This is a genomic window from Deinococcus actinosclerus, from assembly GCF_001507665.1.
GTDB classification, from domain to species: domain Bacteria; phylum Deinococcota; class Deinococci; order Deinococcales; family Deinococcaceae; genus Deinococcus; species Deinococcus actinosclerus.
Genome location: NZ_CP013910.1, coordinates 2,197,141 through 2,211,980 on the forward strand (window position 1 = coordinate 2,197,141; position 14,840 = coordinate 2,211,980).

Consider the following 14,840-nt stretch of genomic DNA (forward strand, 5'->3'; position numbering starts at 1 on the left):
GAAGCTTCGTTGTCCAGCACCCGGGCCGCCCCCACGCGCAGAGGAGGCGGCCCGGACCCTGTGCCACGTCAGACCGGCGCGGTCAGCTGAGCTTGGCCCTGAACTCCTCGTAGCCGAAGGTCTTCACCCGCTCGTACGAGCCGTCCAGGTGCAGAATGCCGATGTCCGGGTGCTTCACGCCGTTGAAGAACGTCGTCTTCACCATCGTGTAGTGGATCATGTCGTCGAACACCACGCGGTCCCCGATCTCCAGCGCCCGGTCGAACACGTACTCCCCGACCACGTCCCCCGCGAGGCAGGTCGTCCCGCCGATGATATACGGATGGCCGCCCGCGCCCTCGGTCGTCTCGCGGTGGTGATCCAGCTCGGGCGGGTCGCCTGCCCCCAGGATGCGGGGCCGGTAGGGCATCTCCAGCACGTCCGGCATGTGCGCCGACACGCTGATGTCCAGCAGCAGGGCGTCCTTGACGTTGTGCACCACGTCCAGCACGCTGCTCACCAGCCAGCCGGTCTGCCAGCCGAACGCGCTGCCGGGCTCCAGGATCACGTGCACGCCCCACCGCTCACGGAAGGCCCGCACCACGCGGATCAGGCGCGGAATGTCATACCCTTCGCGGGTCATCAGGTGCCCCCCGCCGAAGTTCACCCACTTCACCTGCGAGAGCACGTCCCCGAAGTTGCGTTCCAGCACCTCCAGCGTGCGCTCCAGCGTGTCACTGTCCTTCTCGCACAGCGTGTGGAAGTGCAGGCCGTCCACGCCGTCCATCAGGTCCATGCGGAACTCGCGGCGGGTCACGCCCAGCCGCGAGAACGGCCCCGCCGGGTTGTACAGGTCCGTCTCCACCTCGGCGTACTCCGGGTTCACGCGGATGCCCACGTGCACCGTCCGGCCCGCCGCGCGCGCCGCCTCCACCTGCGGCCTGAAGCGCGCCCACTGCGAGAACGAGTTGAACACCAGATGATCCGCCAGCTCAAGAATGCGCGGGAAATCCTCATCGCTGTACGCCGGCGCGTACACGTGCACCTCGCCCCCCATCTCCTCTCTGGCCAGGATCGCCTCGTTCAGGCTGCTGGCCGTCGCCCCGGTGATCCCGTACTCACGCAGCGTCGGGAACGCCGACCACATCGAGAAGCCCTTGAAGGCCACGATGATCTGCGCGCCACTCTCGCGCTGCACGTACGAGATCAACTCCAGGTTCCGGCGCAGCCGCGACTCGTCCAGCACGAACGCCGGGCTGGGGATCGCCGCCCAGTCCACCGCGTTCACGGGCGTCACGGCACTTAACTTGAGATCAGAGGGAAAAACAGTCACGCCCCACAGCGTAACGGCTGACGCGCGAAGAAAGAGTCAGCGGGGATTCAGGGGGACTTGGGAGTCACCGGCTCGAAGTGGATGCCGTCCTTCTCGAAGACGGGCTGGAGTTCGCCGGCCGCCACGCGCTCGATCAACCGCTGGTGCTCTGCGCTGATCTCGCGCTGCTCAATCCGTTGCCTCGGATCAAACAAGGCTGCGGTGGACGAATCGTTCATGTGACTGCACGCACGGAACACCCCGAAGATCAGTGCCGCGATCAGGAACCACGGCACCCGGAAGGGTCGGGAGTCCGTCTCGTCCTTCGGGGTCAATCGTCTGGCGCGCACCGCTTTCAATTTCAGGCGTCTCGCCGTGACTTCCTGCCAGTCTTTCTCCTGCGCGGACTTCAGCGCCTTGCGTGAGGGTCCATGATCGGTCATGGCCGCACGCTCCAGCAGATGCCGTGCGTACTCCAGGCTGGCCTGGATGGGCTGAGTGTCCACGGGGCGCAGCACGCCGTCCTCGCCCAGTTCGACATTCCCGGCCCGCAGCTGCCGGGCCAGTTCGAAACGGGCGTCGTTTTCACCACCGTCGGCGGCGCGGTGCAGGTACTTGAAGCGTTGCCGTGGTTCCAGATTGAACTGCCGCTGGAATTCCGGGAACTGCTGGTACACGTGCCAGCTCATTTCTCCGCTGAGCAGGTCGGCCGCCTTGAGGACGTCTACTCGCCGCTGCTCGACTGGCGCGGAGGTGTGCTCGCTGAGGTAGGCGAGGGTTTCAGCCGCTGCCGTATGGCCCTGGTCACGGGCGATTTCCAGAACGGCGCGGGCACTCTGCGTCCCCCAGGCGGGATGGACCAACTGCATGTGCCCGAGCAGGACGGCCGAATCGGCGTCTCCGTCCTGCGCTGCGCTGGCCAGCAGGGCGGTGATGCGTGGCAGCTCGGGCTTGATCCAGTCTCCAGCCTTGAGCACAGCCCAGCCAAAATTTCCAGACGGCACGCTGTTCTCCTGCTGCGCGGCGGAAAGGTAACGGCGCAGGGCGTCCAGACGCTCGGATGGACTGGCGTCCGCTCCGGTCAGGGCGATCAGGAGCTGCTCGGACTGGAGCGGGTCGAGTTCAGCGGCGATGCGCGCGCGTTCCACGGCCAGTGCGTGATCCTGCGAAAAATGCTGCGCGTGGTGCGCCACGCGACTGTGGAATGCGGCCCAGAGGCGCTGCATGTCGGTCTGACCCAGCAGTCCGGCGTCCTGCTGCTGGCGCACGAAGGTGAGCATGTGTTCCTCACTGCCGCCCCACTCGGTGCGCAGGTGCAGCAGCATGACGCGGCGCAGGGCGAGGGTGCCCGGGTTGTCCTGAACAGCGCGCGTGAACCAGTCGGGGTACTGCTGCGTCTGCACGTCGCGCAGGCTCAGCTGGCAGCCGCGCGTGTTGCTGGCCAGTCCGATGACGTTCCAGGCGGCCAGGGGATTGTCGGTGAGGGTAACGGCGTGGCGGGCGCACCCGTCCGTCTGGGTCAGGAAGTGATCCAGGGAGCGCCAGCCCTGGTCACTGACGCGGTTGGACGTGTGACCGCCGCGCGCTTCCCAGCCCCGTCCCAGGAACCAGCCCGCCAGGGCGACGTGCGGGGCATACGTGCCGGGATGAGTCTCGGTCCACTTCTGGAAGCCTTCTGCCAGGGTCAGGTCGGAGGTCTGGAAGGCACCGAAGGCCCTTAGCAGGTCGCCTTCACTGATCTGCCCGGCCTCGAACTGCGCCTGCAGGTTGGTGAGGTGGGCGTGCAGGGGTTCGATGTCGCCGGTGCGGAGGAGGTTCAGGAGGCTTGGGCCGTTCATGGAGCCTTCATGCTAGCGAATCCCCTCAGGCAGAACGGACGAAACCGCCCGCCATACCGGGGGGCAGGCGGGCGGGGATGGGGGTACACGACTCACCCAGCGGTGAATTTCAGGGTGCCGTCCGGGGCGCCCTCGGGGATCAGGGTGGGGACGATGGTGCTGGTGCTCAGTCCGGCGGCGGCGCGGACGTCCTCGCCCAGGCCCAAGCGCATGAGGTGCTGGCCGTGGCCGCTGCTGCCCAGGGCTTCCAGGGGGTTGCCGCCGTTGCGGCGGACCGTCAGGGCGATGCGGGCGCCGTCGTCGATGCTGAATTCACCCATGGCGAGCAGGTACTCGGCGAGGACCCCGGCGGCGTACACGTCCTCCAGGCCGACGTGTTCGTCGGTGCCGGCGCAGACGATGGCGATTTCCTCGGTGGCGGCGGCGCGGGCGCGGCGGGCGGCGGCGTGCGCGTTCGTCAGGGCAGCCAGGAAGATGTGCTTGCCGCTCTGCGCGGCGGTGTGGGCGGCGCCGGTGCCGTTGGTGGTGTTCATGACGACCGTCTTGCCGGTGAAGTTCTGCCCGGCGGCCTCGACGGGGCTGTTGCCGAAGTCGAAGCCAGGGATGGGCAGGCCGCCGCGTTCTCCGCCGAGCAGGTAGGGGCTGCCCTCGGTGCGGAGGTTCAGGGCGATCTCGGGGGTGGCGGTGAGCAGCAGGGCGTCCGCGCCGCGTTCGAGGTACGTGACAGCGGTGGTGGTGGCGCGCAGCACGTCAATGATGACCACGACGTCCGGGTAGTTGCCGTGTGGGAGGAGGTCGACCCTCAGGCGCATGTTATTTCAGGGCCTCGCGCAGGCGTTCCAGTCCGGCCTGCGCGCCGTCCTTGCCGAACACGGCGCTGCCCGCGACGAGGTTGCTCGCCCCGGCGGCGACGACCGCGCGGGCGTTCGTAGCGCTGACGCCCCCATCAACCTGGAGTTCGGCAGCGCTGCCGGTCTCGTCGAGCCAGCGGCGGACGGTGCGGATGCGCTCCAGGCTGTGCGGGATGAACTTCTGGCCGCCGAAGCCCGGGTTGACGCTCATGATGAGCACGAGGTCCACGTCGGCCAGCACGGGCCGCAGGGTCTCCAGGGGCGTGCCGGGGTTCAGGGTGACGCCCGCCTTCTTGCCCAGTTCCCGGATCTGCTGCACGGCGCGGTGGACATGCGCGGTGCTCTCCACATGCACGGTCAGGCCGTCGGCGCCGGCGTCGGCGAAGTCGCGCAGGTACCGTTCGGGCCGCTCGATCATGAGGTGAACGTCCATGAACAGCGGGCTGGCGGCGCGGGCGGCGGCCAGGATGGGCAGCCCGAAGCTGATGTTGGGCACGAACTGGCCGTCCATGACGTCCACGTGCGCCCAGTCGGCGCTCTCGATGGCGCGGAGTTCGTCGCCCAGGCGGGCGAAATCACTGGCGAGGATGCTCGGCGCGAGCTTCACGCGCCTCGCTTCGGGGGTGTCGGCGGTCACGCGCAGAAGCTTAGCATTCCCCACACGAGGAGTTCACGGGGGGCGAATCGGCGCGGCAGGGTTCGCGCTGGGGCAGAACGCTGGCGCAGAACACCGCCGCACGAACCGCCCGCCCCGGCGGGTGCGCGGGGCGGGTCGCAAAGGCACCGGGCCTCCGCTCAGCGGCCGTAGTAGGCGGTCAGGCTGGTCTTGGCGAGCACCTTGCCGTTCAGCATGAAGCCCAGCGCGGCGGGGCTCGTGCCGGCGGGCAGGTCGAGGGTGCTGCTCAGGGCGTACAGCGTGAACACGTAGCGGTGGGCGGGATCGCCGACCGGGGGGCACGCCCCGATGAAGCCGGGCTGCCCGCCGTCGTTGTTCAGCTGCGTGGCCCCGGCGGGCAGGGTGCCGCCGGGATTGCCTGCGCCCTGCGCGAGGCCGGTGGCGCTGGCGGGAATGTTGAACACGGCCCAGTGCCAGAAGCCGCTGCCGGTGGGGGCGTCCGGGTCGTACTTGGTGAGCACCAGGGACTGCGTGCCGGTGGGCACACCGCTCCAGTTCAGGGCGGGGCTGGTGTTGGGGCCGCTGCACCCGAAGCCGCTCGCGACCTGCGCGGCGGGGTACGCGCCGCCATTGGCGAAGGTGGGGCTGGTGAGGCTCAGGCCCATGGCGGTCGCGGTGGGGGCGGGCTGCGCGACGGTGAGTCGCTGGGCGGGGTTCAGGCCGGCGTTCATGGGGTTGGCGCCGCCGATCATCTGGGTGGGGGCGCAGGCGGCCAGGGCGAGGGTGGGGACGGTCAGGGCGGCGGCGTGCAGGTGGCGCATGGGGGTCCTCGGGGTGCGCGGCAGGGGTTTGCGTCCCGGCGCGCGTGGCGACGGGGGCGCGGGCCGCGCAGATGCTTCGACGCTAAACGGTCAGGCTCACGGGGCGGTTACCGGGGCCACATTCTCAAGGGTGCCTCACCGGCAGCTTCAGGCTGCGTCAAGAGGCAGGTCAGGGAAGGGCAGCTGTCTCACACGCAGGAACAGCCCCTCCCCCTTGGAAACCGAACGGTCGTTTGGTGCCGGGGCAGGGTGGGTGGCATCATGGCGGCAGCACACGGAGGAACACACATGCCCGACCTGAGTGCCTGGAAAGCCCAGGCCAGCAAGGACCTCAAAGGCGCCGACCCCGCGCGCCTGAACCGCGAGACGCCCGAGGGCATCACCCTCCAGGCGCTCTACACCGCAGACGACGTGCAGGACGTGGACACGGCCTCACTCCCGGGCCTGCCACCCTTCACGCGCGGCCCCAGGGCCACCATGTACGCCGCGCGCCCCTGGACGATCCGGCAGTACGCGGGCTTCAGTACCGCCGAGGAGTCGAACGCCTTCTACCGCCGCAATCTCGCCGCCGGGCAGAAGGGCCTGTCGGTCGCGTTCGACCTCGCCACGCACCGCGGGTACGACAGCGACCACCCACGCGTGGTGGGGGACGTGGGCAAGGCCGGGGTCGCCATCGACTCCGTCGAGGACATGAAGATCCTCTTCGACGGCATCCCGCTCAGCGAGATGTCGGTGTCCATGACCATGAACGGCGCGGTCCTGCCGATCCTGGCGGGGTACATCGTGGCGGGGCTGGAGCAGGGCGCCACGCTGGATCAGCTGTCCGGGACCATCCAGAACGACATCCTCAAAGAGTTCATGGTGCGCAACACGTACATCTACCCGCCCGCCCCCAGCATGCGGATCATCGCAGACATCATCGAGTTCACGGCGCAGCGGATGCCGCGCTTCAACTCCATCTCCATTTCCGGGTACCACATCCAGGAGGCCGGGGCGAACGCCGCGCTGGAACTCGCGTATACCCTCGCCGACGGGCTGGAGTACGTGAAGGCCGCGCTCGGGAAGGGCCTGCACATCGACGAGTTCGCGCCGCGCCTGAGTTTCTTCTTCGGGATCGGCATGAACTTCTACATGGAGGTCGCCAAGCTCCGCGCCGCCCGCCTGCTGTGGAGTGAGCTCATGGCGCCCTTCGAGCCGAGGAACCCCATGAGCCGCGCGCTGCGCACCCACTGCCAGACGAGCGGCTGGAGCCTCACCGAGCAGGACCCGTACAACAACGTCATCCGCACGACCGTCGAGGCCATGGCCGCCGTGTTCGGCGGGACGCAGAGCCTCCACACGAACTCCTTCGACGAGGCCATCGGTCTGCCCACCGATTTTTCAGCCCGCATCGCCCGCAACACCCAGCTGGTCATCCAGGAGGAGACGGGCATCCCGCACGTCGTGGACCCCTGGGGCGGCAGTTTCATGATGGAACGCCTCACCCACGACCTCGCCGAGAAGGCGCGGGAACTGATGCGCGAGGTCGAGGGGCTGGGCGGCATGGCGAAGGCCATCGAGAGCGGCGTGCCGAAACTGCGCATCGAGGAGTCCGCCGCGCGCAAACAGGCCCGCATCGACCGGGGCGAGGACGTCATCGTGGGCGTGAACAAGTACCGCCCCACCCAGGACACCCCGGTGGACGTGCTGGACATCGACAACGCTGCCGTGCGCGAGGCGCAGATCGCCCGCCTGAACCGCGTGCGCGAAACGCGCGATCCGCAGGCCGTGCAGGCCGCCCTCGCGGCCCTGGAACACGCCGCCCGCTCCGGCGAGGGGAACCTGCTGGCGCTGGCTGTGACCGCCATGGGGGCCCGCTGCACGGTCGGCGAGGTCAGCGACGCGCTGGAGCGCGCATGGGGTCGCCACGCCGCCGAGATCCGCACCCTCAGCGGCGTGTACGCCGCCGGATACGACGGCGACGAGGGCTTCGCGTCCCTCCAGGGTGAGATCGAGGCCTTCGCCGAGGCCGAGGGCCGCCGCCCCCGCATCCTGGTCGTGAAGATGGGACAGGACGGGCACGACCGCGGCGCGAAGGTCATCGCCACCGGCTTCGCCGACCTGGGCTTCGACGTGGATGTCGGCCCCCTCTTCCAGACGCCCGACGAGGCCGCGCGGCAGGCCATCGAGAACGACGTGCACGTCGTCGGCGTGAGCAGTCAGGCCGCCGGGCACAAGACCCTGGTGCCGCAACTCATCGCCGCGCTGCGTGACCAGGGCGCGGGCGACATCCTGGTCGTGGTGGGCGGCGTCATCCCGCAGCAGGACTACCCGGCGCTGCGCGAGGCCGGCGCGGCAGGCATCTTCGGCCCCGGCACGCCCATCCTCAGCAGCGCCCGCGAAGTGCTCAACCTCCTGCGGGAGCGTCAGCCCGCGTGACCGATCCCCAGCCCCAGCCGTCACCCCCGGACCCACTCGCCCGGACGTGGCGCCGGGTGGGGTGCGGCGGCATGGCGCTGGGAGCACTGGGCGCGCTCATGGGGGCGCTGCTGGTGCTCCCCTCGCTGGGGACAGGCGTCGCGCTCGTGCTGGCGGGCGGCGGCCCGGACGCGACCGACCCACTGCCGGAGATCCGGTTCGGCAGCGCCCTGGTGTACGGCTCGGGGATGCTGTTCGTGCTGGGGCTGATCGCGCTGGCGGTGTCGTACCAGTTCCGCCCGGTCGGGGAGCCGTGAGCCCGGCCCCCTGCAACCTCTGCCCACCTCGCCGCGTACCTGCGCGCATGCTGAGGCGACTGAGGGCTGTGGTGGCGTGTGCCGTGCTGGGCGTGACTGGTCTGAGCGATGCGGGCGCGGTGGGGATGACCCTGCCCGCGCCGCCTGCCGGGCCGCCCGCGCAGGTGGGGGGCCTGCGGGTGTGTGAGCAGGGGGACACGACGTTCCTGCTGGACCGCTCGGGCCGCGTGCGGAGCCTGACGTACGCGCGGCTGGTGCCGGACAACACGCTGCGGGTGCGGCAGAGTTACGACCGGGCGGGGCGACTGACGGGCCTGAGCGTGCAGTGGAGCGGCTTCGCGGGCCGCCTGCTGGACGCGCGTGGGTCGTTCGACGCGCGCGGGCGACTGGTGAAGGAGACGGGGTTCCGCGCGCGGGGCGTGACGACACCACTGCGGTCGTACCTGCGCGCGGTGCCGAAGGGAGTGACATGCTGAAATTGCTGCTGGTGGGGCTGCTGCTGAGCGCGCCGCTGTCGGGCGGGGCCGCGCTGGCGGGCGGTGCGGGCGGGCCGGTGGGCCTCTCCCCTGCCGCGTCCGCTCGGGCGGTCGTGACCGGGAATGACGCCGCGCTGGGAGGCTGGCAGGCGTTCCAGGGCTCGTCCATGCCCTGCATCATGGACGCGTTCTTCGACGTGCAGACCTGGACGGACGCGCGCGGCACGGTGCGGCGGCTGGTGTTCCGCGCGGCCTCCGGCTGGAACCCGGACCGGACCGAGCAGCGCCTCGACTGGGACGAGGCGGGCCGCCCCCGGGCGTACTCGTGGGTGCTGCGCCGCACGCCCGGCCAGGACACGGTCGCCGCGCGGATCGAGCTGCTGATCGGCCCCGCCGGGCAGGTCGTGCAGACCCGCGAGTGGGGCGACGTGCAGCCCGAGCACCGCGTCCCCTGGCCGACCCTGGAACGCGAACTGCGCCCCGCCGAGCTGATCGAGAGGTTCACTTGTCCCCCGCGCCCCATCCCCTGACCCTGCCGCTGCTGTCGGGTGCGCGGCGGGCACTGGCGAAGGCGATCACGCTGGTCGAGTCCACGCGGCCCGAGCATGAGGCGCAGGCGCAATCCCTCCTGTCGGAGGTGCTGCCGCGTGCGGGGCGGTCGGTGCGGATCGGCCTGACGGGCGTGCCGGGCGTGGGCAAGAGCACGTTCATTGAGGCGCTGGGCGTGCGGCTGGCCGACGCGGGGCACCGGGTGGCGGTGCTGGCCGTGGATCCCAGCAGCGCCCGCACGGGCGGGAGCATCATGGGCGACAAGACCCGCATGCCGCGCCTGACGGTGCATCCGAATGCGTTCATCCGTCCCAGCCCCAGCGGGGGCACGCTGGGCGGCGTGGCGCGGCGCACGCGCGAGTCCATCACGCTGTGCGAGGCGGCGGGCTTCGACGTGATCCTCGTGGAGACGGTGGGCGTGGGCCAGAGCGAGACGCAGGTGGCCGCCATGACGGACCTGTTCGTGCTGCTGACCCTCCCGAACGCCGGGGACGAGTTGCAGGGCATCAAGCGGGGGATCATGGAACTTGCGGACGTGTGCGTGGTGAACAAGGCGGACACGAACCCGCAGGCGGCGGTGCGCGCCCAGACGGAACTCCGCACGGCGCTGACGCTGCTCACCCCGCACGACGCGCCGTGGCGACCCGCAGCGCTGCGGGCGTCCGCGCTGACCGGTGAGGGACTGGACGGCGTGTGGGCGAACGTCGAGGCCTACCGCGCCGCGGTGGACCTGCGCGTGAAACGCCAGGGGCAGGCGGCGCAGTGGTTCGACGAACTGCTGCGCGAGGCGGCGTGGCGGGCGTTCCAGGCGGGCCTGGACCCGGCGCGGCTGCACGCCCTGCGCGCCGAGGTCACGCGCGGGGAGCGGACAGCGGTGCAGGGCGTCACGGCCCTGCTGACGCCAGATCTCTAGGCGCTGGGTTTCCCCGCCGATACCCAGGGGTTGCCGGTGATCAGGAACCGCCAGGGCAGGTCGGCGCCCCGGCGCAGGCCCACGCGGGCGGTGGTGGTCACGTCCCCGTCCGGCAGGGGGTCGCCGGGCACGAGGTAGAAGTCCGGGCCGTCCACCGGCTGGCCGCGCAGCTCGGGTCCCAGGTGCAGGGCCGTGACGAGCTTGGCGGGGCCGTTCGTGAGGTCCAGGCGGCGCTTCACAGGCCGCCGCTCACGCATGCGCTCCTCGCCCGCCAGGGGTTCGGCGGCGCGGATCAGGACGGCGGCCTGCACGCCCTGGGGCCGGCACACGATGTTCAGCAGGGGCTGGTCGTACGCGACGTGGTAGTACACCCGGCCCGGCGGGCCCGCCATGCTCGCCGCCGCGCCGGGCAGCCGGGCGACGACGTGGCAGCTGGGGTCGCGCGGGCAGTCGTAGCCCTCGGTCTCCACGATCCGCGCCGCGAGCCGTTCGCCGCCGGGCAGCACGCGCACCAGCGCGGCCCCCAGCAGGTCGCGCGCCAGGGTGACGGGATCGCCCGCGAAGGTCTGGGCGCTCAGGGCGCGGGCGTGGGAGAGGTCCATGCGCGCCAGCGTAGGGCGCCGCCCGGCGGTGGACTGTACGCCCCGGCCCGTACGGTGCTACTCCTCGCTGGCCGGGCGGGCGAGGTCCATGCTGGGCGCGGCGGGCGACACCCAGGGGTTGCCGCGAACCGTGAAGCGCCACGGGAGGGTGCGGCCCTCACGGATGCCGACACGGGCGGTGACCTCGACCAGTTCGTCGGGCAGGGGCGCGGGGGGCGGCAGGAGGTGCAGTTCCGGGGCGTTCACCGGCCGCCCGCTGATCTGCGCGGGGTTCAGGCCCAGCGCGTACACCAGTTTCGCCGGGCCGTTCGTCAGGTCCCGTTCACGGGTGACGGGCCGGAAGGTCAGCATCTGGCCCACGCCGTCCAGCGGCTCGATGGCGCGGATGAGCACGCTGGCCGACACCCCCTCGGGGCGGCACGCGACCTGCAGCAGCGGATGACCGTGTGCCGTCCAGAACAGCCACGTGCCGGGCGGGATCGCCATCTCGGCGCTGCGGGCGGCGTGGAAGCGCCCGGCGGTGCAGGCGGGGTCGCGGGGGCAGTCGTAGGCCTCGACCTCCACGATCCGCCCGGTCAGGCGCTCCCCACCGTCCAGCACGCGCACCAGCGTCCCGCCCAGCAGCGCCCGCGCGATGGGTACCGGGTCACCCCGGAAGTGAGCCGGCGGGAGCGGGGCGGTCATGCCGGAGGAGAGCGGCGCAGCAGCAGGACCGCCAGCCCGAGACTCAGCACGCCGCCGATCAGCAGGGCGGCGCGGGCGGGCGGCAGCGGCTGGCCCGTCAGGAGGAGCAGCGTCACGCCCGAGAGGTTCAGAACGGCCATGCACAGGAAGAGCGGGCCCAGGATGGTCGCCTCGGGGGTCCAGGACGACCGCTGGTGACGCAGCCGCAGCGCCCACCACGGCAGGGGCGCGAACGGCGCCGCCGCGCACAGGAGGCGCAGCGTCCGGTCGTCGGGGCGGCCCAGCAGGTTCGCCGCGTGGCCGAGGACACTGATCGCCATCAGCACGAGCAGCAGGATGCCGAACGCCCGCTCGCCGGGTGACCGGGGTCTGCCCCTCACCGGGCGCCCGTCCGGTGGGTGTAGATGGCCGCGCCGGTGAATGCCAGCAGGCCCAGCCCCAGGATGGCCCACTGCCCCGCCGCGAGGGGCTCACCCTGCGCGAGCCGGAGGGCCGCGCCGGACACGGGCAGGCTGAGGAGGGTAGCGCAGACGGGCAGGAGCGGGGCGGGGAATGGACTGGGCACGCCGCGCGAACGCCAGACGGCCACGGCGGTCCACAGCAGCGCGGCGAAGGGCAGGGCGGCGCAGACGATTCGCAGGGGGCGGCCCTCGGGAACGACCGTCAGGGACAGGGTGTTGAAGGCGACCGCGAAGGTCAGGATCACCAGGAACAGCGCGCCCGTGCTCACGCTGGGCGCCGGGCCTGCCCCGTCAGGAGTGGTCATGCCCCTGAGCCTACCCCGGCGCGCAGCAGGTCGCCCTCGTAGATGCGGCGGATGGTGGCCTCGATGTCCGGTTCGCGCACGGTGAGGTCGCGGACGGGGGCGTGCGCGGTGACGCGGGCGATGGGGTCCGCGGCCGGGCCGGTGAAGGCGTACGTGGCACGGCCCGAGTCGCTGCTCAGGAGGGTCAAGTCGGGCACCCGGGCGTCCCCAACGGGTTCGCTGAACTCCACGTGCAGTTCACGGTGCGAGCCGTAGCGCGCCTGGAGGCGGGCGAGGTCGCCGTCGAATAGCAGCTGCCCGTGGTCGATGATCAGCACGCGCCGCGCGAGCCGTTCGACGTCGCCGAGGTCGTGCGTGGTCAGGAGCACCGTGACCTCGCGCTCGCGGCTCATGTGGGCGATGAACTCGCGGATGCGGTCCTTCGCCACGACGTCCAGACCCACGGTGGGTTCGTCCAGGAACAGCAGCTCCGGGTCGTGCAGCAGCGCGGCGGCGAGATCGGCCCGCATCCGCTGGCCCAGCGAGAGGGCGCGGGCGGGGGTGTGCAGGAACGGCCCGAGGTCGAGCAGTTCGGTGAAGGTGGTCAGGTTCGCCTGCCACCTCGCGTGCGGGATGCGGTACACGTGCCGCAGCAGGCGCAGGCTCTCGATGACCGGCAGGTCCCACCACAGGGTGGTGCGCTGCCCGAACACCGCGCCCAGCCGCGCGACGTGGCGGCGGCGGTCCTGCCAGGGCGTCAGGCCGCCCACGCTGACGGCGCCGCTGTCGGGCACGAGCAGCCCGGTGAGGATCTTGACGGTGGTGCTCTTCCCCGCCCCGTTCGGCCCGAGGTAGCCGACGATCTCGCCGCGTGGGACGTGGAAGGACACGTCCCGGACGGCCTCGTGCGTGCGCCGCTGTGCGCTCAGGAAGCGGCCGGTGCGGGTGGTGAAGGTCTTGTGCAGGTGCTCGACGTGAATCATGGGGTGCCTCCCTTCGGGTCTGTGGCGAGCGGTTTCATGTCCCGGTGCCCTGGTAGCGCCGCACGCCGACGCGCCAGAACGCGAACGCCCCGGCCAGCACGAGTGGCCCGGCCAGCGGCCCGATCAGCGCGGCCCAACCGGGCAGGCCGTCGGGCAGGGGGCGGCCCAGCAGGTGCAGGGCGGGCAGGTAGGACAGGAACGCGGCGGGGATCAGGTACGTGAAGGTGCGGCGCAGCCACGCGGAGTAGATGTCCATGGGGTAGCTGATCAGGGTGCGGCCGCCGTAGGTGAGGACGTTCATGGCCTCGACGCTGTCCACCGTCCAGAAGGTGAGGGTGCCGCCGATGACGAACAGCCCGCCGAAGAAGCAGATCATGCCGAGCACGGCGGCGCCGAGGAGGGCGGCCGTCTCGGGCCCGGCGGCCAGGGGCGCGTGCGTGAGGCCGTACCCGGCGATGGCGGCGGCGAGCAGCACGCGCGGGATGCGGCGCAGCGCGAAGTCGGAGGCGAACACCTGCAACGTCAGCGGGGCGGGGCGCAGCAGGAAGGTACTGAACGAGCCGGTGCGGACGTGCGTGGAGAGGTTGGGCGCGTCGAAGCCCCCGAACAGGATGTCCATGAGGACGAACGCGAGTTCCGCGAGGCCGTACAGCAGGCAGATCTCGCCCAGCGTCCAGCCGCCCAGCCCGCCGAAGCGCGGGAGCACCAGCGCGAGCGCGGCGAACTCGGCGGCGGTGATCAGCAGGCTGCCCAGCGCGTCGAGCATGAACGAGGTGCGGTGCGCGCCCTGCGAGCGGATCTGCGCGCCCAGCAGCCGCGCGTAGAGGGTCAGGTGATGCCGGAAGTCAGCCACCGGCGACCTCCAGCCGCCGCAGACCCGCGCGCAGCGTGACCTGACAGGCCAGCAGCAGCGCCAGTGTCCAGCCCAGCTGCGTGCCCAGCGCCGCCCACGCCGCCGGGCCGGTGGTGACGCCCACCCACAGCTCCACGACGGTGTTCAGCATGCCGGGAAAGGGCGTCCAGGCGAGTAGCGCGCGGAACCACTCGGGGAAGAAGGCCAGGGGCATCAGGAACCCGCAGCCCAGGCCCAGCACCGCCCACGCGAAGCGCCCGAACCCCACGGCGTCCGGCGACCAGAATGCCGCGCAGTTCACGAGGAAGCGGAACAGGAAGCCGCAGGCCCAGGCGAGCAGGACACTCAGGGTGACCTGCGCCCAGGCGAGCGGCCCGGGCGGCCAGTTCAGGCCCCAGATGACCTGGAAGATCAGCAGCATGGGCAGGCCGCGCAGCGCCAGCTGGCCCAGGGCGCGCCCGGCGTCCTGCGCGGCCCAGAAGCCCAGCAGGCTGGCGGGCCGCAGCAGGTCTGCCGTCACCTCGCCCCGGTGGATGACGCGCATGAAGTCGAACCAGCCGAAGAGGCTGAACGCCATGATGAACGCCTGGGTCAGGCCGGTGTACGTGATGGCGTCCTGCGGGGTGTACCCGGCCACCTGCGGGCGGGTGCCGAACAGCGCCAGCAGCACCGCGACGCGCAGCAGGCCGAAAAACGAGTTGGTGATCAGGCCCCACAGGGCCGCCTGCGGGTACGCGAACTGCCGCTGGAAGCCCAGCCGCGTGACGGCCCAGGGCAGCGCCAGCCGGGACAGACGTGAAACGGGGCCCCCCGTGGGGGGGGCAGGCGTGGTGGTCATGACTTCCTCCCTACTCCAGTTGCCGAACCGGAAGCGTTCAGGGTACCGGGCCGGGCGGCGGAAGCG

Annotated in this window: 17 protein-coding genes; 5 read left to right on the forward strand and 12 right to left on the reverse strand. The window is 71.4% G+C overall.

What is annotated here, in order from left to right:
• Nucleotides 1–82 precede the first annotated feature (82 nt).
• The 5 genes from nspC to AUC44_RS10640 form a co-directional block, all read right to left on the reverse strand.
• A complete protein-coding gene (nspC, locus tag AUC44_RS10620; protein ID WP_062158600.1) occupies nt 83–1,312 on the reverse strand; it encodes a carboxynorspermidine decarboxylase in 1,230 nt (409 codons plus the stop codon).
• Nucleotides 1,313–1,359: 47 nt separating this feature from the next.
• Entirely contained in the window at nt 1,360–3,129 is a 1,770-nt protein-coding gene (locus AUC44_RS10625; RefSeq protein WP_062158601.1) for a sel1 repeat family protein, read from the reverse strand.
• 92 nt (nt 3,130–3,221) lie between these two features.
• Nucleotides 3,222–3,941: a 2-phosphosulfolactate phosphatase gene (locus AUC44_RS10630; RefSeq protein ID WP_062158602.1), complete on the reverse strand. Its 720-nt coding sequence runs from the start codon at nt 3,939–3,941 to the stop codon at nt 3,222–3,224.
• A 1-nt stretch (nt 3,942) separates the two neighbouring features.
• Nucleotides 3,943–4,617, reverse strand: a complete 675-nt coding sequence (gene rpe / locus AUC44_RS10635; protein WP_231724419.1) for a ribulose-phosphate 3-epimerase — start codon at nt 4,615–4,617, stop codon at nt 3,943–3,945.
• Nucleotides 4,618–4,775: 158 nt separating this feature from the next.
• Nucleotides 4,776–5,417, reverse strand: a complete 642-nt coding sequence (locus tag AUC44_RS10640) for a YbhB/YbcL family Raf kinase inhibitor-like protein (RefSeq protein WP_157445314.1) — start codon at nt 5,415–5,417, stop codon at nt 4,776–4,778.
• A gap of 288 nt (nt 5,418–5,705) precedes the next feature.
• On the opposite strand from AUC44_RS10640, the gene scpA reads away from it, so the two are divergent.
• The 5 genes from scpA to meaB all read left to right on the forward strand — a co-directional run bounded on the left by scpA (nt 5,706) and on the right by meaB (nt 10,069).
• On the forward strand, nt 5,706–7,835 hold the full coding sequence (gene scpA / locus AUC44_RS10645; protein ID WP_062158603.1) for a methylmalonyl-CoA mutase: 2,130 nt from the start codon (nt 5,706–5,708) through the stop codon (nt 7,833–7,835).
• A 71-nt stretch (nt 7,836–7,906) separates the two neighbouring features.
• On the forward strand, nt 7,907–8,131 hold the full coding sequence (locus AUC44_RS10650) for a hypothetical protein (protein WP_062158604.1): 225 nt from the start codon (nt 7,907–7,909) through the stop codon (nt 8,129–8,131).
• A 71-nt stretch (nt 8,132–8,202) separates the two neighbouring features.
• The gene (locus tag AUC44_RS10655; protein WP_157445316.1) at nt 8,203–8,607 is read left to right on the forward strand and encodes a hypothetical protein; all 405 of its coding nucleotides are present in this window, start codon (nt 8,203–8,205) and stop codon (nt 8,605–8,607) included.
• Nucleotides 8,601–9,137 carry a hypothetical protein gene (locus tag AUC44_RS10660; RefSeq protein WP_157445317.1) on the forward strand — a complete coding sequence of 179 codons (537 nt, stop codon included), beginning with the start codon at nt 8,601–8,603 and terminating at the stop codon, nt 9,135–9,137. Before AUC44_RS10655 ends, AUC44_RS10660 begins: the two co-directional genes overlap by 7 nt.
• On the forward strand, nt 9,113–10,069 hold the full coding sequence (gene meaB, locus AUC44_RS10665; protein WP_062158607.1) for a methylmalonyl Co-A mutase-associated GTPase MeaB: 957 nt from the start codon (nt 9,113–9,115) through the stop codon (nt 10,067–10,069). Before AUC44_RS10660 ends, meaB begins: the two co-directional genes overlap by 25 nt.
• Here meaB and AUC44_RS10670 read toward each other — a convergent pair.
• From AUC44_RS10670 to AUC44_RS10700, 7 genes are read right to left on the reverse strand one after another with little or no spacing between them, the layout of a single operon-like run.
• A complete protein-coding gene (locus tag AUC44_RS10670; protein WP_062158608.1) occupies nt 10,066–10,671 on the reverse strand; it encodes a DNA-3-methyladenine glycosylase in 606 nt (201 codons plus the stop codon). The genes meaB and AUC44_RS10670 overlap by 4 nt on opposite strands.
• Nucleotides 10,672–10,728: 57 nt before the next feature.
• The gene (locus tag AUC44_RS10675; protein WP_062158609.1) at nt 10,729–11,355 is read right to left on the reverse strand and encodes a DNA-3-methyladenine glycosylase; all 627 of its coding nucleotides are present in this window, start codon (nt 11,353–11,355) and stop codon (nt 10,729–10,731) included.
• Complete coding sequence (locus tag AUC44_RS10680) at nt 11,352–11,735, reverse strand: hypothetical protein (protein ID WP_157445318.1); 384 nt, start codon at nt 11,733–11,735, stop codon at nt 11,352–11,354. Before AUC44_RS10680 ends, AUC44_RS10675 begins: the two co-directional genes overlap by 4 nt.
• Nucleotides 11,732–12,121 (reverse strand): hypothetical protein, encoded by a 390-nt coding sequence (locus AUC44_RS10685; RefSeq protein ID WP_062158611.1) that lies wholly within the window; start codon nt 12,119–12,121, stop codon nt 11,732–11,734. Before AUC44_RS10685 ends, AUC44_RS10680 begins: the two co-directional genes overlap by 4 nt.
• Nucleotides 12,118–13,083 (reverse strand): ABC transporter ATP-binding protein, encoded by a 966-nt coding sequence (locus AUC44_RS10690; RefSeq protein WP_062158612.1) that lies wholly within the window; start codon nt 13,081–13,083, stop codon nt 12,118–12,120. The genes AUC44_RS10685 and AUC44_RS10690 overlap by 4 nt, the downstream gene beginning before the upstream one ends.
• Nucleotides 13,084–13,117: 34 nt before the next feature.
• Nucleotides 13,118–13,936, reverse strand: a complete 819-nt coding sequence (locus tag AUC44_RS10695; RefSeq protein ID WP_231724420.1) for an ABC transporter permease — start codon at nt 13,934–13,936, stop codon at nt 13,118–13,120.
• Nucleotides 13,929–14,774 carry an ABC transporter permease gene (locus AUC44_RS10700; protein WP_082689035.1) on the reverse strand — a complete coding sequence of 282 codons (846 nt, stop codon included), beginning with the start codon at nt 14,772–14,774 and terminating at the stop codon, nt 13,929–13,931. The genes AUC44_RS10695 and AUC44_RS10700 overlap by 8 nt, the downstream gene beginning before the upstream one ends.
• Nucleotides 14,775–14,840: the final 66 nt, after the last annotated feature.

Bases quoted from the DNA above. Each gene is read 5' to 3' on its own strand.
- AUC44_RS10625 (WP_062158601.1), bottom strand. From the start codon at position 3,129: ATGAACGGCCCAAGCCTCCTGAACCTCCTCCGCACCGGCGACATCGAA.
- AUC44_RS10630 (WP_062158602.1), bottom strand. From the start codon at position 3,941: ATGCGCCTGAGGGTCGACCTCCTCCCACACGGCAACTACCCGGACGTC.
- AUC44_RS10640 (WP_157445314.1), bottom strand. From the start codon at position 5,417: ATGCGCCACCTGCACGCCGCCGCCCTGACCGTCCCCACCCTCGCCCTG.
- scpA (WP_062158603.1), top strand. From the start codon at position 5,706: ATGCCCGACCTGAGTGCCTGGAAAGCCCAGGCCAGCAAGGACCTCAAA.
- AUC44_RS10650 (WP_062158604.1), top strand. From the start codon at position 7,907: ATGGCGCTGGGAGCACTGGGCGCGCTCATGGGGGCGCTGCTGGTGCTC.
- AUC44_RS10660 (WP_157445317.1), top strand. From the start codon at position 8,601: ATGCTGAAATTGCTGCTGGTGGGGCTGCTGCTGAGCGCGCCGCTGTCG.
- AUC44_RS10670 (WP_062158608.1), bottom strand. From the start codon at position 10,671: ATGGACCTCTCCCACGCCCGCGCCCTGAGCGCCCAGACCTTCGCGGGC.
- AUC44_RS10675 (WP_062158609.1), bottom strand. From the start codon at position 11,355: ATGACCGCCCCGCTCCCGCCGGCTCACTTCCGGGGTGACCCGGTACCC.
- AUC44_RS10685 (WP_062158611.1), bottom strand. From the start codon at position 12,121: ATGACCACTCCTGACGGGGCAGGCCCGGCGCCCAGCGTGAGCACGGGC.
- AUC44_RS10690 (WP_062158612.1), bottom strand. From the start codon at position 13,083: ATGATTCACGTCGAGCACCTGCACAAGACCTTCACCACCCGCACCGGC.
- AUC44_RS10700 (WP_082689035.1), bottom strand. From the start codon at position 14,774: ATGACCACCACGCCTGCCCCCCCCACGGGGGGCCCCGTTTCACGTCTG.